Here is a 16,419-nt window from a genome sequence, read left to right on the forward strand (position 1 = left end):
CATGCGGACAGCGTCAGAGCTCCGACGGCGGTCAGTGAAAGCGCTGCAAGTACAGCAGGGCGGCGGATCGCGGTCGGCTCCTGAGTGGGATGTTGCCTCGAGTCAGCGGTTCACGGCCTGGATCTCCTGGACGACGACGTTCTGCGTTGCGCCGAACGCACCGTCGGGGAGATCACCTCCCGCGCCGCCGCTGCCGGTCCAGTGGATCTCCCACGTGACCGTCGCCTGAAGCGGGAATGTGCCGTCGCCCGAGGAACGCAGGTACTTCACTCCGCATGGTGGCGTGGCGTTCGCCTTGCCCTTCGCGTACGGCTCACCGATCCGGCCGTCGTTGATTTCGCATACGCCAGAGGCCGGGTAGGTCTCGGCATCCGGGGTGCCCGGCTTGATCTCCAGGGAGACCGGCTCCGCCGTGGCCGTCGCATTGATACCGAGGACCTCCACGGACGCGGTGACCGAAACGGGCTTGAACTCGGCAACGTCCAGCCACGCCCACGTCGGGAGGTTCACCTTGGTCGCCGCCGCGGGCGCCAGCGTCACCTCGGTGCCCGGGACGCGGATCTCCGCGTAGGCGAGTTCGGCGAGGACCTCCGGGGTTACGGCGTTCTCGATGTCGGCGGGCGGGGGGTCGCCGGCATCCACCCAGAAGTAGTCTTTTTTACACGCGTCCCAGCCCGGCGGGTAGCTCTTGTCCACGTACGAGCCCCACCAGAACCCCTTGCCGGTCTTGTCCTTGTTGAAGCCCTTCTTCTCGTCGTTCGCGTTGTACTTCTCCCGCTGCTTGGCGTCCCACTCGTATCCCGTAGAGCCGACCTCCCAGATCGGTTCCAGGTACTTCTGCAACTGCTCGGGTGTGTACTTAGGGGCGTACCAGCACGGTGGCGGCGTCCAGGACGTGGACGAGGTCAACGCCCCCGCAGAATCACCGCTGCCGTTCTTGGAGCGATCGAAAACCACACCGCCGACGGTGACCCCGACCGTGCCCTCGGAGTCGGTCTCCGCGCTCTGTTCCGTTTCCGTGTTCTGCGTGCCGTCCAGAATGTCGTCCGCCCGGGCCGAGCCAGGCAGAGCGAGAAGTGAGAAACAGGCGCCGGCCACGACGGCGATCGGTAGCACTCTCATCGCACTTGTCACGGCTGGCACTTGGCACTCCCACTCTGCGAGACGACCTTCTGAAGCTGCCACACGCCTTCACTGTTCTTCCGGAGTGAGGTGTGGTAGATAACGTAACTCTTTGCGGTTACCTCGGTTTTCCTGACCTTGTTGGTCTTGAGGTACTTCACATACGCCTTGCCCTGGTCCTCGCAGTAGGTGAAGGACGCCGTACCGTCATCGTCGACCGCTACCTCCGGGGCATAGAAGCGGTAACTCCCAGTGAGCCCAGCCTTCTGATCAACGTAGTTCTGAATGAACTCCTGCGTACCGGCCGCGGCCTCGCCCTCGTAGTAGTAGAGGTATGCCTTGTCGAGTGCGTCCTGGTTCACGATGGCCAGGTCCACGGCCTTGATGGACTGCTCACTGTCGGCAAGCACCGCGTCCTTGTCCTTGTCGCCCGTCTTCGGCCACTCGAACTTGTAGGAGAGGTCCGAGGGCAGTTCGATCTTCGGACGGTCCGCCGTCGTCGGGTCGGACGCAGTGGGTGAGGCCGACGGGGTCGAACCGCCCGTGTCCGCCCCCGCGATCTTGTCCTTCTTGTCGGACGCGCTGTCGTCGCCTCCGCATGCGGACAGCGTCAGGGCCGCAGCGGCGGTCAGCGTGAGCGCTGCGAGTATGGCGGGGCGGCGGCGAGTCACGGTGGGCTCCTGGGTGGGACGAGGGTTCTCTTCAGCGAAGCAACGCTATCCATCGGGCTGCGGCGGCACCAGGGTGAAACCGGTGCACCCGCGGTGCCCTATGGGGCCAAATCGGCCTTACGTGTGGCTTCTTCGGCCATAACGGTTCCGTAACACGAGAGGGTCCGCACTCCGGTTGCAGGGTCCCCGTGGTGTTCCGGAACATTTCGTAGAGGAAGCAGCAAAGGCTCAGGACGTAGCGGGGAGGCGTGTCGGGATGGGGCGGCGGCTGTGGCGGGACGGGACGGGTGTGTTGGTGGTGGAGGGGGCGGACGGGGGCCCTGGAGTGCGGGTGCCGCTGGAGGTCGCCCGGTCGTACCGTGCGCGTGCTCGCGGGCTGTTGGGGCGGGAGTCCCTCGACGGGGCGATGCTGCTCACTCCCGCCAGTGGCGTGCACACCTTCCGGATGCGGATGCCCATCGACGTGGCCTACCTCGACCGGCGGCTCCGTGTCATCGCCGTACGCACCATGCGGCCGGGCCGGCTGGGGTTGCCCCGGGTGCGTTCCCGGCATGTGCTGGAGGCCGAGGCCGGGGTGATGGCCGGGTGGGGGGTGCGCGCGGGGGTACGGGTGGAGGTGCTGGGGGATGTGGGGGGACGGGAGGGGTAGGGCACCGACAGCGTTGTCGGACTGCCGTCCCGGGCCGTCCGGCCGTCCTCACGCTGACCGCCTGCGACTCCTCCGAGGAGCTCCCTCTTCCTGCTGTGGTCCGGCATCGGGGGCTCATCCCTCCGTGCGGGGGAAGGAGACCTCTACCCTGCGGTTCTTCTTGCGGCCGGCCTCGGTCGAGTTGTCGGCGATGGGGTATTGCTCGCCGTAGCCGCGGACCTCGTAAGTGATGCCGGCGTCGTTCAGGGTCTGGGACAGGACGTCGTGTACCGCGTTGGCCCGCTTCTTGGAGAGGACGTCGCCGTGGGCCGAGGAGCCGAGGTTGTCGGTGAAGCCGAAGACTCGGACGCGGGTGGCGTTCTGGGTCTTGATCTCCTCGGCGATTCCGGTGATGCGGGACTTCGACTCCGCGCCGAGTTTCGCGCTGTCCTTGCCGAAGAGGACCTCCGCCTGGAGCGCGAGGGTCACGCTGGTGTTGGTGTCCTCGCGGCGTTCGTCGCCGCTCTGCTCCTCCACGACGGATTTGATGTCCAGCACCTTCGCCTGCGCGAGCGTGGCGCCGTCGGGGATTTTGAGGTCCGGGTCGGCGGGGTCGACCTCCACGGGGGCGGAGGGGGCGGCATCCGTACCTGGAGGATCGTTCGGGTCGTCATCGGCGTGTGCCGTGGTGGTGGCGCAGAGGGTCGTGGTGAGCATGACCGTCACCGTGGTCATGGCGAGGGTGAGGCGGGGAGTTGGGGTCATGGTGCACCTCACCCGGAGATCTCGATGGGAGCTGTCGAGAACATGGGCAGCTGAAGCGTCACGTCTGTCACGTCGGCGGGGGGCGCGGGAAACTGCATGAAGACAGGAACCGACTCGCCTGCTTTCACCGCGGAGAGGTTGGTCGTGGTGAGGGGCCGCCCATCGGTGTCTCGCAGTACGTAATAGCGCTTCTTTCCCTTGGCATCCACCAATGTGGCCCCGCCGAGCGACCTTCCGTTCCGAATGATTTCCGTCTCGTTGCCGCTCAGCTGCGCAGGCACGGTGACTGTCTTGCTTCCGTCGTTCTTCAACTCGCCGCTCACGGTTACGAAACCGCCGGAGTCTCGCTCCGCCGAAATGATCTTGAGCATCAGAGCCGAGGGCCCCTTCAGTTCGGCCAGCGGCTCTTCCGACTTCCCCTCCTGAGCATCCGGCTTGGAGTCGCTGCTCGTGGATGAGGATGCCGATTCCTTTGGCTTGTCATTATCGCCACCCCCACCGCAGGCAGCCACGCCGAAGGCCAGGCCGATGGCAACGGGTACGGCGACCAGCCCCCTGCGGGTCTTGGTGGTGAACCCCATACTCATGACTTCGCTTCCTTCGAACTCGTCGTTCCCATGTCAGTCGGCCAAGTGGACGTCGAAGAGATCCTCCGGCTTTGGCAGATCCAAGAGGTCGTCCGGATTCGGGTCCCAGTCCTCGCCCTCGCACGAGAGCCTGGGCAATTGGTCGTCGCCGGCGTCCTTAGTCGGCAGTTCGAACGAACAACGGGCCTCGATGACTGCGGTGGCTGACTCTGTGGCGTTCTGGTTCTCCGTGCCCGGAACAATGGAGTCCCCGACGGTCTCATTGGTCTCGGCGACGACCTTGTACGCCAAGAGGCCGTCCGGGCTGCACGTGACACTCGCGTCGTTGCGGGCCGCGAGTTCATGAGCACGCCAGCAAGCGCTGGGCACGGATGCCTTACCGTCGAAGATGTCCTGCCATGAGTCGGGCTCCACTACGTTGGTGAGCCATAGGTCGGCAAGTTGGTCCCGCGTTTCCAGGGCCGCGGCGAGAGCCGCGGCGTCCGCCGCCGTCTGGGCCTCACTACGAGTCGCTGCGGCCTGGCCCACAGCGAAGTACGCGAGCGCGAGAAGGAGCAGGCCTCCCACCACCGTGATGTAGATGGGGAAAGCCTGCCCTGCGTCGCCACGCGCACGGTCGGCCATCAGCCGCCAGTGACTTCGGTGATCTTGTCCGTGATCGCGTTGTAAATCGTCTGCCCGATATCCGTCCCCGTGATCGCCAGCACGATCGCCACCACCACCGCGATGATCCCCAGGTACTCCACCGCCGTCTGACCCCTGTCGTTGCGGGCGGCGGCGCGGGAGTGCAGGTAGGCGGCTGTGGTGTGGAGCCAGTTGGTCATGGTGTTCCCCTCCAGGGTGGACGGCTGCTGTGGGTCGGTCCATCGAGGTCGCCCCGGGTGCGCGGCGGATGTGGGGAGCGGGTCGCCGGCCGGTCGTGCCGGGTGCCGTGTCGTCCACGAACTCCCCCCCCCTCGCGCTCCGTTGGGACCCCGACCTGTCGGGAGTACCAGACAACGACTCTCCCACAGCAGATTGCAAGTGCGAAAGGTATTGCACGGAAGTAGCCCGACTGGGCCATAGATCATTGGTTGTTGACGTCATCGTTTCGTGTGCAGTCGCACCGTGATGGTTTACGCCGCCCCCTTTCACCGACCGCGTGTCCGACATGGCGTCCTCCTCCCTCCCTACTCGCCCGTGATCGTTCCGAAGTCCGTCCCCGAACCCAGGATCAGGCCCGCGCCGAGGAGGATCATCGTGGCCGGGACCATGAAGGTCGTGATCATCATCGTGGCCTTGGGCACCGCCCGCGCGGCCTTGCGGCGGGCGTTCTGGGCGTCGGTGCGGCGCATGTCCTTGGCCAGCGAGACCAGGGTCTCGACGATGGGGGCGCCCAGTTCCTCGCCCTGCTGGAGCGCCGTCACGAACATCGCCACCTGTTCGGAGTCGTTGCGCCGGCGCAGCTCCGCGAAGGCCTGGCGGCGGCTCATGCCGAGGTCCATCTGGCGGAGTGTGATGCGGAGTTCGTCCGCCCAGGGACCCTCGTACCGCATCGCCACGCGGTCCAAGGCCTGGCGGAAGCCGAGGCCGGCGCTCACCACGACCGCGAGTACGTCCAGGAAGTCCGGGAGCGTGCGTTCGATGACGTCCTTGCGGATGCGGATCGCCGACCAGATGCCGACCTCCGTCCAGAACGCGCCGAAGGCCAGGAGGAGGAGGGCGACCACGAACTGGCCGCGGAGCAGGAAGACCAGGAAGCCCAGCGCGCCCAGGAAGCCGTAGACCGCGCGGCGGGCCGCGTAGCGGTCGATGGTCAGGCCGCCGGGGTTGCCCGCCAGGTCGATCCTGCGGCGGTACCTGGCCACCAGGGCCGGGCCCATCAGGCGCAGCACGGCGGGGGCGTAGCGCATGCCCATGCGGTCGATGAGGGAGTCCACCGGCCCGGTGCGGGTGGAGCCCACCTCCAGGGCGAGGGCGAGGTCGTCGGGGAGTTTCGCCTCCGCCCGGTACATGCGGACGCCCGCGAAGGCGCCCCAGACGGCGGCGCCCATGAGGAGGGCGAGGAGCCATTCGATTCCGGGTCCCATTCCAGCTCCCCTCAGACGTCGATGCGGGAGAGGCGGCGGATGAGGACGAAGCCCACCGCGTAGAGGGCGAAGGCGGTGATCACCGCCGCCTGGCCGATCGAGGAGCCCGTCATGCGTTCCAGTGCGCCGTCCTTCACGCCGTTCATCAGGAACAACGAGCCGACGCCCAGGACGGGGACGGCGTACGAGGTCATGTTGACCTGGGAGAGTTGCGTACGGACCTCCCGACGGGTCTCCTTGCGCTCCTCCAGCGTCTCCGTGAGGTTGCGCAGCGCGCTGACCACCTGGCCGCCCGCGCGGTTGGAGAGGACGAGGGTGGTGACCAGGACGACGAGTTCGCGGGAGGGGAGGCGCTCGGCGAGTTCACCGAGGGCGTCGTCCATCGAGGCGCCGATGGCGAGTTGGTCGGCGACCTTGCCGAGTTCCTCGCCGGCCGGAGCCTCCAGCTCCTCCGCCGCCATGCCGATCGCGGTGCGCAGGGCGAGGCCGGCCTGGGTGGCGTTGGCGAGGATGCGGGCGAGTTCGGGCAGCTGGTTGATGAACTTCTCGATGCGTTTCTGGCGTTGCCAGTTGAGGAACTGGACGGCGGCGCCGATGCCCAGGAGTCCGGCGAGCGGGCCGAAGAAGGGGGCCAGGACGGCCTGGCCCACCAGCCACAGGCCGGCCACCGCCGCGACCATGCAGGCGAAGAACTCGCCGGGCGTGACGTCCAGGCCGGTGGCGGCCAGGCGCAGTTCCAGCTTCCTGCCGAGCTTGGTGCGGCGCAGGCGGCGGTCCAGGGTGGGGAAGCGGCGCCGCCGGCCGATGACAGGTATCTGCCCGGTGGCCGCGAGGCGGTCGACCAGGGCGGCGCGCTGGGCCCGGCCGGCCGCGTAGGAGTGCAGGCCGACGACCGCCAGGACGCAGGTCAGCAGCGTGATGCCGGTGGTGAGCGTGACGAGCGTTTCCAGTTTCATCGGGCGGTCCTAGCTGGTTTCGTCCTCTGCGTCATACCTGGTTCCATCGGGCGTCCTACCTGGCCTCTCGGGTGGTGAGCTGGTCCAGGGAGTGGGCGACGCCGAAGGCCTGCGGGACGGGCTGGTTGGCCATGTAGAGGCGCTCGGCGGTGCGGTGCGGGAGGGGGAAGTACTCGTACGCGCCGTGCACGCGGCCGTCCGCGGTCATCGGGCGGGCGTTGAAGCGGGCGACCGTGGCCAGGCGGTACGGCTCGCCCCCGTGGCTGGCCAGCAGGGCGATCTCGGTGATGCGGCGGGCGCCGTCGGCGAAGCGGGTGAGCTGGACGACGACGTCGACGGAGCTGTTGATCTGGTCGTGCAGGGCGACGAACGGGATCTCCACGTCCGACATCGAGGCCAGGGTCTGGAGGCGCATCAGGGCGTCCTCCGCGCTGTTGGCGTGGACCGTGGCGAGTGAGCCGTCGTGGCCCGTCGACATGGCCTGGAGCATGTCCAGGGACTCGCCGCCGCGGACCTCGCCGACGACGATGCGGTCGGGGCGCATACGGAGGGAGTTGCGGACCAGGTCGCGGATGGTGACGCGGCCCTGGCCCTCGACGTTGGGCGGGCGCGACTCCAGGCGGATGACGTGGGCCTGCTGGAGCTGGAGTTCCGCCGAGTCCTCGATGGTGATGATGCGGTCGGACTCGGGGATCAGGCCGGACAGGGCGTTGAGGAGCGTCGTCTTCCCGGTGCCCGTGGCACCCGAGACGATGATGTTGAAGCGGGCCTGCACGAGGCCGGCCAGCAGGTACAGCATGTGCTCGTCGAGCGAGCCGAGGCCGATCAGCTCGTGCAGGGTGAAGGAGCGCGGGAAGCGGCGGATGGTGAGGGTGGCGCCGGTGAGGGAGAGCGGGGGGATGATGACGTTGACGCGCTCGCCGGAGGGGAGGCGGGCGTCGACCATGGGGTTCGACTCGTCCACGCGGCGGTTGACCGTGGAGACGATCCGCTCGATGGTCTGCATCAGCTGGTCGTGGGAGGCGAAGCGGAGCGGGAGCTGTTCTACGCGGCCGCCGCGCTCGACGAAGATCGCGTCGGGGCCGTTGACCATGATCTCCGTGACGGACGCGTCCTCCAGGAGCGGTTCCAGGATGCCGAGGCCGAGGGCCTCGTCCACCACCCGGCGGATCAGCTGGGAGCGTTCGACCGTGGACAGGACCGGGCCCTCGCGGCTGATGATGTGGCCGAGGACCCGTTCCAGCCGGGCCCGTCGTTCGGCCATCGCGAGGGAACTCATCTCCGCGAGGTCGATCTCCTCCAGGAGCTTGGCCCGGTAGGAGGCGACCAGGTGTCCGTCCTCGCCCCGGCCGCCGTGCTCCTCGGGCGAGTGGATGCGTGCGCGCAGGCTCATGCGTCCTCGGCTCCTCGGTCAGTGGTCCAGCGGCATGGTGGCCGTCCGGGTGGCGGGGTCGAAGTCCCAACCGGGGACGATGGAGGGGATGTCGACGGTGGCGGTGACCGTCACCTCGTCGCCGCCGTACGAGGGCGGGCAGGAGGTGCCGTCCGCCAGCCAGCTGCTGACGGCCGCCGCGCAGGCGCCCTGGGCGCTCTCCTGGAGCGAGGCGCTGCGGGCCCCGGCGCGGGCCGCGGTGCCGGCTTGCTGGGCGGTGTAGGCGATCAGGCCCAGCTGTACGACGGCCATGCCGACGATGATCAGGATCGGCACGAAGCCGAGGTACTCGATGGCCGCCTGGCCCCGGTCCCTCGCTCGCCCGCCGCCCGGGCCGCTGGAGTACGGGCCCCTGCGGTAGGAGCCTCTGCGGTACGAGCCTGTGGAGTACGCCATCTCAGTCGTCCTCCTCCTCGACCGCCCCCGCGTGCCCGTGCACGGTGAACGGGAAGCTGACGGTGCCCGGGAAGAGGATGGGGACCTCGATGCGCACGTCGGCGGTGACGTAGCCGCCCGCGGTGCCGCAGTCCACTCCGGCGCCCCCCTCCCACGCGCCCGGCAGCTTGTCCCGGCCGGCGTCCTGGCAGGCTCCCTGCCTCGCCCCGCGGTCGGCCGCCGTGGCCGCCCGTACCGCCTCGTCCGCAGCATTCCCCGCGAGCGTGTACGTGTATCCCACGAGAACGAGCTGCCACAGCACCACCAGCGTGGCGACGATCGCCGGGATCATGCCGAGGAACTCGATGGTCACCTGACCGGAGTCCCAGGAGTCCCCGGATTCCCCGGATCGGCCTGATCCGCCCGATTCGGCCGATCGACCCGACCCGCGCGATCCGATCGACCCGACCGATCCACACGATCCGGCCAACCCGACCGATCCGGCCGACCCAACCGACCCGGCCGACCCAACCGACCCGGCCGTCCCAACCGACCCGGCCGATCCAACCGACCCGGCCGATCCGTCCCGTAACCCGCTCATCCCGCACCGTCCTTCCGGCGCCGGAAGCTCGCCGAGCCGCGGTCGCCGCGGAAGCGGCCGTGGCCCTTGCGGGCCTCCTCCGGTGCGCCGGCCAGGCCCAGTTCACCGGCGAGGGCCCACAGGGCCTGTTTCACCGTGCTCCGGGAGTCGAGTTCGTGGACCCGGCCGGCGTCCACGGCGCCCTGGAGTTCCTTGAAGTTGGCGGGGACGGCGGTGCCCGCGATCGCGGTGCCGGTGATCCGCTGGATCAGCTGGGGCTGGATCTCCGTACCCCGCGTGTACCGGTTGACGACCACGGTCGTCTCCTCCGCCTTGCGGATCTGGAGCCGGTCCCACATCCGCACCGCCCGTTTGGCGCCCCGTACGGCGACCACGTCCGGGGTGGTGACCAGGAGCGCGGTGTCGGCCATCTCCACGGCGGCCGCGCCGGCCCCGCCGAGCTGGGCGCCGCAGTCGATGACGACGACCTCGTAGCGCTGGCGCAGGGCGCCGACGATCTGGCGGGCGGCGCGGTCGGTGACCTCCTCGCCGCGTTCGCCCTCGCCGGGGGCGAGCAGCAGGGCGAGGCCGCTGTCGTGCCGGAAGACGGCGTCGGCCAGGACCCGCGGGGAGAGGTCGGTGATGGCGGCGAGGTCGGCCACGGAGCGGCGGAACTGGACGTCCAGGAAGGAGGCGACGTCGCCGGCCTGGAGGTCCATGTCGAGCAGCGCGGCGGGGCGGCCCGACGCCTGTGCGGCCAGGGCCAGCTGGATGGCGGTGAGGGTGGTGCCCACGCCGCCCTTGGCGCCGCTGACGGTCACGACGGTGCCGCCGGCGCCGGTGAAAACGTCGCCGCCGCTGCCGAGGTGCCGGCGTACGCCCACCGACCACTGGGCCACCGCCTGGACGCGGCTGGCGAGTTCCTCGTAGCCGAGCGGCAGGGCGACCAGGCCGCGGGCGCCGTAGTCCATGGCGGCCTGGAAGAGGCCGGGGCCGGGGTCGGAGGTGACGAGGATGACGCCGACGGCGGGGAAGCGGAGGGCGACCTCGCGGATCAGCTCCAGGGCCGGCACCGGGCCGATCCGCTCGTGGACGATCACGACCTCGGGCAGTTCGTCGACCGACTCGGCGGCGAGGCGGGCGAGGGTGTCGACGAGCTGGGTGGAGTCGGCCACCGGGGCGACCGGTTCGGCGTCCGGGAGCTGGCTGAGCAGGGTGGTGAGGGACCGTACGGCGTCCACGTCGCCGACTGCGGGGAGGATCCTCGTGGCCATACGGGCTCTCACTTGTCCTTCGCGAGTTCGTACGTCCGGTCCTTGTCCGGGACCGTGGTGGAGCCGCCGGGCGCGACGAGCGCGAGCCGGACGCGCTGGGCGAACGACTCGGCGTAGGTGATGCGCTGGGCGTCGATGGTGGACAGTGCGAAGGTGATCGGGACGGCGTCGGTGGGCTCCCGGTCGCGGCTGTTCTCGTCGGGTTCCAGTGAGGTGAGTTCGCCGACGTCGATGACCTTGGCGTTGGTGACGATGATCTTCGACTGGGCGGGGTCGCCCTCGCGCTCGCCCTCGAAGGTGGCGTACACGTTGACGGCCGAGCCCGGCGTGATCTTGCCGGCCACGCCGGTGGCCGCGTCGATCATGATGGCGACCTCCTGCTGCCCGGGCCGCAGGGCGGGCTGGTCGACGATCATGTCGGTCTGGAGCAGCGAGCCCGCCTTCAGTCTCGTCACGGCGATCTTGCCCCGGACCTGGTCGAGGTCGGTGACGGCGTTCTTCGACAGCCAGCGCTCCGGCATCTCGGTCTCCTCGAACTGCCCCTCGCTCAGCGGTGTGTAGGGCTCCACGTCCGACTTGAGCCGGTAGGCGGCGACCTCCGGTCCGACCTTGGACTTCACGTCGTTCACGACGGACAGCACGCCGGCGAAGGCACCGAGGGCGCAGAGGACGGAGAGGATCAGCAGGATGATGCCGCGGCGCTGACGGGAGTTCATGAGCCGTGCAACCTCATTGGGGGAATCGGTCGGACCGGATCGGATGGCGGGGCGGACGGGGCGCTGGTGACCTACCCGGTGAGGGCCCGTCTCTCACGGCGGCGGCCCAGGGCGGGATCGCGGCGGTGGCCGAGGGCGGGATCGGCGCCGCGGCCCGGAGCCCTGGCGCCGGGGGCGTCGTAGACGGGCGGTGTGGCCGAGCAGAACACGCAGCGGTCGCCGATGACGTCGATGCCGCACCAGTGGCAGACGCTCTGCCGCACCGAGGTGACCAGTTGGTAGAGGACCGAGAGGTCGGGCAGGTAGGCGCAGAACTCGGTCAGCCGGCCGGTCCCCCACCAGCCGGGCGACTCGGCGGGCAGCGGCATCTCCCGCAGCCCCTGCACGCGCCAGGACGGGGCGAGGGTGCCGGTGACCCAGTCGGCGGGGTGCTGTCCCTTGGCGACCAGCAGCCAGGTGCCGAACTCGGGTCCGTCCAGGCCCGCTTCGGGGCCGATCCGCACGAGCTGGGGCACGGGGTGGGCCACGACCCCGAACTGGCTGCCGGGCATCCAGGACCTGGCGTGCGTCTTCAGGCCCACCGGGACGTGGTCGAGCCGGGCGACCGAGCCGAGCACGGCACCGGCGTGGATGTAGTGGGTGAGGAGGCGGCCGGCCGAGGCGAGCACGCCGGGACTGAGGTCGCAGGAGGCCAGCTGGCGCAACTGCCGCGCCAGCACGGCGAGTCCGAGCGGTGGCAGGGAGGGCCGGAACAGGGCGATGCGGTCGCTCTCCAGGAGGCCGCGGACGGTGTGCAGCCGTCGCTCCACGCCCGCCGGGGCGGCCTGCGAGCACACCACGATGACGTGCCCGTACTGGTCGAGGAGGGACTGGAACTCGGCCAGCACGTGCTCCAGGGGACGCTGATCGACGTCCTGGAGCACGACCGCGGGCAGGGTCCGTTCGTCCTGTGGCGGCAGTGCCATGTCGGCACTGGTCACGGCAATGGCGGTTGGCACGCGCGGCTCCCCGTCTCCCCTGCCCGATCGGTCCGTCGGCGGTGCCCCGGCAGACCCGGATGACTTCACTGCGTGACTACGTGAGCACTCTAACCACGCGCCTGTGACCGGAGAACAGCGTTTGTGTAGCTGTAGAACAACTTATGTTGCACAAGCCGCTTTAAAACGGGACAGGTTGAGCATTTCCACAAGGCAGCCACTGGACCACGGGCCTGGTCCGGACCTACCTCTTGACACCGCAATTGGTCTGGACCAACTTGTACGTCAACGTCCCCACTCCCCCACCGGAGGCCCCAGTGGAGCCCGTACGCAGACCGCTCGGCAGACGGCTCGGCAGACGGACGAAGTTCTGGGCGGGAGCCGTCACCGCGGCGCTCGCCCTCTCGGTCACGGCCGTCGGCCAGGCGTCCGCCGCCGACGTCAACAACGCGAAGAACGCCGGCTTCGAGGCCGGTCTGTCCAACTGGACCTGCTCCGCGAACAGCGGTACGACCGTCTCCTCCCCCGCACGCACGGGCTCCGCGGCGCTGAAGGCCACGCCGGCCGGTCAGGACAACGCCCGCTGTTCGCAGAGCGTCGCGGTCAAGCCCAACTCGACGTACACACTGAGCGCGTGGGTGCAGGGCGGGTACTCCTACCTGGGCGTGACGGGCACGGGCACGACGGACGTGTCCACCTGGACCCCGGACTCGGCCTCCTGGAAGCAGCTGACGACGAGCTTCACCACCGGGTCCTCGACGACCTCGGTCTCCGTGTACACGCACGGCTGGTACGGGCAGTCGGCCTATCACGTGGACGACCTGTCCGTCTTCGGCCCCGACGGCGGCGGCGGCACGGACCCCGAGCCCACGGTCCCGTCGGCCCCGGCCGGCCTGAGCGTCTCCGGCACGACGTCCTCGACCGCGTCGCTGGCCTGGAACGCGGTGTCGGGCGCCACCGGGTACAACATCTACCGCGGCGGTACGAAGGTGACGGCGGTGACCGGCACGTCGGCGACGGTGACCGGTCTCGCGGCCTCGACGTCGTACTCCTTCCAGGTCACGGCGGTCAACGCGGCCGGCGAGTCGGCGAAGTCGGCGGCGGTGACGGCCCGGACCACGGAGCAGGGCGGCGGGGGCGGCGACCTGCCCAAGCACGCGGTGACCGGCTACTGGCAGAACTTCAACAACGGGGCGGCGGTCCAGAAGATCTCCGACGTGCCGGCCGCGTACGACATCATCGCGGTGGCCTTCGCCGACGCGACCACGACGCCGGGCGCGGTGACCTTCAACCTCGACTCGGCCGGGCTCGGCGGCTACACGGTCGACCAGTTCAAGGCGGACGTCCGCGCAAAGCAGGCCGCGGGGAAGAAGGTCATCATCTCGGTGGGCGGCGAGAAGGGCACCGTCTCGGTGAACGACTCGGCCTCCGCGACCAACTTCGCGAACTCGGTGTACGGCGTGATGCAGGAGTACGGCTTCGACGGCGTCGACATCGACCTGGAGAACGGCCTCAACGCGACCTACATGACGCAGGCCCTGCGCGCGCTGTCGGCGAAGGCGGGCGCGGACATGATCCTCACGATGGCCCCGCAGACGATCGACATGCAGTCCACCTCGGGCGGCTACTTCCGCACGGCGCTGAACGTGAAGGACATCCTCACGGTCGTCAACATGCAGTACTACAACAGCGGCACGATGCTCGGCTGCGACGGCAAGGTCTACGCCCAGGGCACGGTGGACTTCCTCACCGCCCTGGCCTGCATCCAGCTGGAGAACGGCCTCGACCCGTCCCAGGTGGGCCTCGGCCTCCCGGCCTCCACCCGCGCGGCGGGCGGCGGCTACGTGGCCCCGTCGGTGGTCAACGCCGCCCTGGACTGCCTCACCAAGGCGACCAACTGCGGCTCCTTCAAGCCGTCCAGGACGTACCCGGCCCTGCGCGGCGCGATGACCTGGTCCACGAACTGGGACGCGACGTCGGGCAACGCGTGGTCGAACGCGGTGGGCCCGCACGTGGACGGCCTCCCGTAGGGGCGACCGATCCGGCGATCCGGCTCCGGCCCCTGCCCGCGTCACCGCGGGCAGGGGCCTTCCCATGTGGTGGGACCACCGGGCAGAGCGACCCACCTGCTGTGAGGTTCGTATGAAACATTTCCCGGGGTCCGCCGCATCAATGAGGTGAAGGCAGTTCGCTACAGCGGTGGGCCGGGGGAAACGTGTTCATGAGGCAGGGGCGGGCGGACGAGTACGCCGAGTTCGCGGGGGCGCGGGCCGGGCATCTGTACCGGTCCGCCTGTCTGCTCACCGCCGGGGACACGCATCTGGCCGAGGACCTGGTGCAGGAGGCCCTCGGCCGGCTGTACCTGCGGTGGGCGCGGGTGGCGCGGGTGGACAACCCCGCCGCGTACGCGCAGACCGTGCTCACGCGGACCTTTCTCGCCCATCAGCGGCGGCGCAGCAGCGGGGAGCGGGCGACCGACGTCTTCCCCGATCTGCCGGGCGCCGGTGACGGGGACGCGTCGCTGCGGGTGACGCTGCTGGACGCGCTCGCGCGGCTGCCCGCCAAGGACCGGGCCGTCGTCGTCCTGCGGTACTGGGAGGACCGGTCGGTCGAGCAGACCGCCGACGTACTCGGCGTCAGTTCGGCGGCGGTGCGGACCCGGTGCTCGCGGGCGCTCGCGCGGCTGCGGGAGCTGCTGGGCGAGGACCTGTCGGAGTACGCCAGACCTTGAGAGCCGCGGCCGCCGCCGTTCGGTTCTTCTCACCTCGTGGAAAGGGTGGTTTTGCCATGCCCCGAAAAGATGGCCGGGATGCGTTCGAGGACCGGCTCTCCGCCGCCCTGCGCGACGCCGGTGACGGCTTCGAGGCCGACCGGGGTGCCCTCGTCACCGCCGGGCGGGTCCGGGGGCGGCGGGCGCGTCTGCGTCGCAGGACGGCCGTGGTGGGCGGGGTGGCCGGGGTCGCCCTGGCCGGGGTGGGCGGGGCCCTGGTCCTGCCGGCTGACGAACCGGCCGGGCCCGCGCGGTCCAGCGTCTCCTCGAACGGCGCGCCGACCGCCGCCACGACCGCCTACTCGGGCGACGACCTGCTGCGGGAACTCAAGGCTCAACTGCCCAAGGGCGTGACCAGCCAGGAGGCAGCCAGGGGGACGCACGACCGGTCCGGACCGACCGCGGCGCTCGTGTTCGACGACAGCGCCGGGGCCGTCGCGATCTCCCTGGGCGTCGAGCGGCTCCGGCCGGGGAGCGAACAGGTCCGCGACTTGGGGAAGTGCCCCGACAAGAACCTCACGGACTACGACGACTGCGTCACCGACCGGCTGGCCGACGGCTCACTGCTCCGGTTGTACCGGGGCTACGAGTATCCGGACCGCCGCGCGGAGACCAAGCTCTGGACCGCCGACCTGGTGACCGCCGAGGGGCATCACGTCACCCTGTCCGAGTGGAACTCCCCCGCCCAGAAGGGCGCCCCGGTCAGCCGCGACGAACCTCCCCTGACGAACGCGCAGTTGCGGGGGATCGTCACCGCCGGGGTGTGGCGCCAGGTGGCCGACGCCATCCCGGAGGCCGGCAAGCCGTCGGCCACGCCGAGCGCCGAGCAGCCCCGGGCCGCCTCCGGGAAGGCCGTCGCCGACCTCCTCGCCCGGCTGCTCCCCGAGAAGCTGAACGTCGTCGCACGGGGCGGGCAGGAGTCCGAGTACGCGTACGTCGTCGTGGACGACGGACGGGGCGCGAGCCTCGTCCAGATCAACGTGCAGCACGGCATGGACGACGTCGCCGGCGAGCTGTACGGCGACGGCGAGACCCTGCCCGACGGCACTCGCGTCGCCACCCGGCAGAGCCCCGGCGAGAAGGGCGGCTCAGGCGTCGTGATGTGGACCGCCGACACACTGCGCGCCGGTTCGGAGGGCTTCCGCGTGGTCGTCAGCGCCTTCAACACCGGCGACCAGAACGAGGACGCCACCCGTGACGCCCCCGCATTGACCATGGAGCAGCTGCGGAAGATCGCGCTCAGCGAGGAATGGGACGCGTTGCGATAGCGCGGTGACCGCGAGGTTCTCAAGGGCCGAAAGAGCAATCCCCGGGGCATGGCCGTCTGCCCGGAAGAACAGCCTTGGCGGCGCTTTTCTCTCCGGGCGCCGACGGCCCTGAGCTGGGAAATTGGCCGGGTGGCTGGAGTGTGGTGGCCAACCGCCCCACGACCGGCGGTCGAGACGACGGGCCGGGGACGTGACCCGGTAGTGTGCACGCACAAAGTGCCTTCCCCGT

General features: G+C 69.8%; 18 protein-coding genes. 4 read left to right on the plus strand and 14 right to left on the minus strand.

Annotated features, from left to right (window positions below; genetic code table 11):
* Positions 1–102 precede the first annotated feature (102 nt).
* Positions 103–1,143, minus strand: a complete 1,041-nt coding sequence (locus ACZ67M_RS13485) for a hypothetical protein (protein ID WP_392234633.1) — start codon at positions 1,141–1,143, stop codon at positions 103–105.
* Positions 1,131–1,793, minus strand: a complete 663-nt coding sequence (locus tag ACZ67M_RS13490) for a hypothetical protein (protein WP_469850940.1) — start codon at positions 1,791–1,793, stop codon at positions 1,131–1,133. Before ACZ67M_RS13490 ends, ACZ67M_RS13485 begins: the two co-directional genes overlap by 13 nt.
* A 256-nt stretch (positions 1,794–2,049) precedes the next feature.
* On the opposite strand from ACZ67M_RS13490, the gene ACZ67M_RS13495 reads away from it, so the two are divergent.
* Positions 2,050–2,442, plus strand: coding sequence for a DUF192 domain-containing protein (locus ACZ67M_RS13495; protein WP_469850941.1), 393 nt, complete (start codon positions 2,050–2,052; stop codon positions 2,440–2,442).
* A gap of 114 nt (positions 2,443–2,556) precedes the next feature.
* Here the strand turns inward: ACZ67M_RS13495 and ACZ67M_RS13500 are convergent, their stop codons facing one another.
* The 12 genes from ACZ67M_RS13500 to ACZ67M_RS13555 form a co-directional block, all read right to left on the minus strand.
* On the minus strand, positions 2,557–3,186 hold the full coding sequence (locus ACZ67M_RS13500) for an OmpA family protein (protein ID WP_469850943.1): 630 nt from the start codon (positions 3,184–3,186) through the stop codon (positions 2,557–2,559).
* Between the two features lie 8 nt (positions 3,187–3,194).
* Positions 3,195–3,773 carry a hypothetical protein gene (locus ACZ67M_RS13505; protein ID WP_361352297.1) on the minus strand — a complete coding sequence of 193 codons (579 nt, stop codon included), beginning with the start codon at positions 3,771–3,773 and terminating at the stop codon, positions 3,195–3,197.
* Between the two features lie 33 nt (positions 3,774–3,806).
* Positions 3,807–4,397, minus strand: a complete 591-nt coding sequence (locus tag ACZ67M_RS13510) for a pilus assembly protein TadG-related protein (RefSeq protein ID WP_469850945.1) — start codon at positions 4,395–4,397, stop codon at positions 3,807–3,809.
* On the minus strand, positions 4,397–4,597 hold the full coding sequence (locus ACZ67M_RS13515; RefSeq protein WP_398916691.1) for a Flp family type IVb pilin: 201 nt from the start codon (positions 4,595–4,597) through the stop codon (positions 4,397–4,399). The genes ACZ67M_RS13510 and ACZ67M_RS13515 overlap by 1 nt, the downstream gene beginning before the upstream one ends.
* A 345-nt stretch (positions 4,598–4,942) precedes the next feature.
* Positions 4,943–5,842, minus strand: a complete 900-nt coding sequence (locus ACZ67M_RS13520; protein ID WP_361352305.1) for a DUF5936 domain-containing protein — start codon at positions 5,840–5,842, stop codon at positions 4,943–4,945.
* An 11-nt stretch (positions 5,843–5,853) separates the two neighbouring features.
* Complete coding sequence (locus ACZ67M_RS13525) at positions 5,854–6,798, minus strand: type II secretion system F family protein (protein WP_361352308.1); 945 nt, start codon at positions 6,796–6,798, stop codon at positions 5,854–5,856.
* A 55-nt stretch (positions 6,799–6,853) separates the two neighbouring features.
* Positions 6,854–8,191, minus strand: coding sequence for a CpaF family protein (locus tag ACZ67M_RS13530; protein ID WP_122615988.1), 1,338 nt, complete (start codon positions 8,189–8,191; stop codon positions 6,854–6,856).
* A gap of 18 nt (positions 8,192–8,209) precedes the next feature.
* Positions 8,210–8,626 carry a TadE/TadG family type IV pilus assembly protein gene (locus tag ACZ67M_RS13535; RefSeq protein WP_382805938.1) on the minus strand — a complete coding sequence of 139 codons (417 nt, stop codon included), beginning with the start codon at positions 8,624–8,626 and terminating at the stop codon, positions 8,210–8,212.
* 1 nt (position 8,627) lies between these two features.
* A complete protein-coding gene (locus ACZ67M_RS13540; protein ID WP_260474434.1) occupies positions 8,628–8,957 on the minus strand; it encodes a pilus assembly protein in 330 nt (109 codons plus the stop codon).
* A 245-nt stretch (positions 8,958–9,202) separates the two neighbouring features.
* On the minus strand, positions 9,203–10,459 hold the full coding sequence (locus tag ACZ67M_RS13545) for a CpaE/TadZ family protein (protein ID WP_361352313.1): 1,257 nt from the start codon (positions 10,457–10,459) through the stop codon (positions 9,203–9,205).
* An 8-nt stretch (positions 10,460–10,467) separates the two neighbouring features.
* Positions 10,468–11,175: a Flp pilus assembly protein CpaB gene (gene cpaB, locus ACZ67M_RS13550; RefSeq protein WP_361352316.1), complete on the minus strand. Its 708-nt coding sequence runs from the start codon at positions 11,173–11,175 to the stop codon at positions 10,468–10,470.
* 71 nt (positions 11,176–11,246) lie between these two features.
* Positions 11,247–12,140 (minus strand): hypothetical protein, encoded by an 894-nt coding sequence (locus ACZ67M_RS13555; protein WP_361353598.1) that lies wholly within the window; start codon positions 12,138–12,140, stop codon positions 11,247–11,249.
* A gap of 329 nt (positions 12,141–12,469) precedes the next feature.
* Between ACZ67M_RS13555 and ACZ67M_RS13560 the strand changes: the two genes are divergently transcribed.
* The 3 genes from ACZ67M_RS13560 (at position 12,470) to ACZ67M_RS13570 (ending at position 16,190) form a co-directional block, all read left to right on the plus strand.
* Entirely contained in the window at positions 12,470–14,182 is a 1,713-nt protein-coding gene (locus ACZ67M_RS13560) for a chitinase (RefSeq protein ID WP_392234619.1), read from the plus strand.
* 191 nt (positions 14,183–14,373) lie between these two features.
* Positions 14,374–14,883, plus strand: coding sequence for a SigE family RNA polymerase sigma factor (locus ACZ67M_RS13565; RefSeq protein ID WP_469850947.1), 510 nt, complete (start codon positions 14,374–14,376; stop codon positions 14,881–14,883).
* A gap of 56 nt (positions 14,884–14,939) precedes the next feature.
* Positions 14,940–16,190 (plus strand): hypothetical protein, encoded by a 1,251-nt coding sequence (locus ACZ67M_RS13570; protein WP_469850949.1) that lies wholly within the window; start codon positions 14,940–14,942, stop codon positions 16,188–16,190.
* The last annotated feature ends 229 nt before the right edge of the window (positions 16,191–16,419 follow it).

This window comes from Streptomyces sp. NPDC107500 (assembly GCF_055582785.1).

What these genes read in the sequence shown, in the direction of transcription:
- ACZ67M_RS13495 (WP_469850941.1), top strand. Translation starts at nt 2,050, where the DNA reads ATGGGGCGGCGGCTGTGGCGGGACGGGACGGGTGTGTTGGTGGTGGAG.
- ACZ67M_RS13540 (WP_260474434.1), bottom strand. Translation starts at nt 8,957, where the DNA reads ATGATCCCGGCGATCGTCGCCACGCTGGTGGTGCTGTGGCAGCTCGTT.
- ACZ67M_RS13570 (WP_469850949.1), top strand. Translation starts at nt 14,940, where the DNA reads ATGCCCCGAAAAGATGGCCGGGATGCGTTCGAGGACCGGCTCTCCGCC.
- ACZ67M_RS13500 (WP_469850943.1), bottom strand. Translation starts at nt 3,186, where the DNA reads ATGACCCCAACTCCCCGCCTCACCCTCGCCATGACCACGGTGACGGTC.
- cpaB (WP_361352316.1), bottom strand. Translation starts at nt 11,175, where the DNA reads ATGAACTCCCGTCAGCGCCGCGGCATCATCCTGCTGATCCTCTCCGTC.
- ACZ67M_RS13555 (WP_361353598.1), bottom strand. Translation starts at nt 12,140, where the DNA reads ATGGCACTGCCGCCACAGGACGAACGGACCCTGCCCGCGGTCGTGCTC.
- ACZ67M_RS13510 (WP_469850945.1), bottom strand. Translation starts at nt 4,397, where the DNA reads ATGGCCGACCGTGCGCGTGGCGACGCAGGGCAGGCTTTCCCCATCTAC.
- ACZ67M_RS13520 (WP_361352305.1), bottom strand. Translation starts at nt 5,842, where the DNA reads ATGGGACCCGGAATCGAATGGCTCCTCGCCCTCCTCATGGGCGCCGCC.
- ACZ67M_RS13525 (WP_361352308.1), bottom strand. Translation starts at nt 6,798, where the DNA reads ATGAAACTGGAAACGCTCGTCACGCTCACCACCGGCATCACGCTGCTG.
- ACZ67M_RS13565 (WP_469850947.1), top strand. Translation starts at nt 14,374, where the DNA reads ATGAGGCAGGGGCGGGCGGACGAGTACGCCGAGTTCGCGGGGGCGCGG.
- ACZ67M_RS13505 (WP_361352297.1), bottom strand. Translation starts at nt 3,773, where the DNA reads ATGAGTATGGGGTTCACCACCAAGACCCGCAGGGGGCTGGTCGCCGTA.
- ACZ67M_RS13515 (WP_398916691.1), bottom strand. Translation starts at nt 4,597, where the DNA reads ATGACCAACTGGCTCCACACCACAGCCGCCTACCTGCACTCCCGCGCC.
- ACZ67M_RS13530 (WP_122615988.1), bottom strand. Translation starts at nt 8,191, where the DNA reads ATGAGCCTGCGCGCACGCATCCACTCGCCCGAGGAGCACGGCGGCCGG.
- ACZ67M_RS13545 (WP_361352313.1), bottom strand. Translation starts at nt 10,459, where the DNA reads ATGGCCACGAGGATCCTCCCCGCAGTCGGCGACGTGGACGCCGTACGG.
- ACZ67M_RS13535 (WP_382805938.1), bottom strand. Translation starts at nt 8,626, where the DNA reads ATGGCGTACTCCACAGGCTCGTACCGCAGAGGCTCCTACCGCAGGGGC.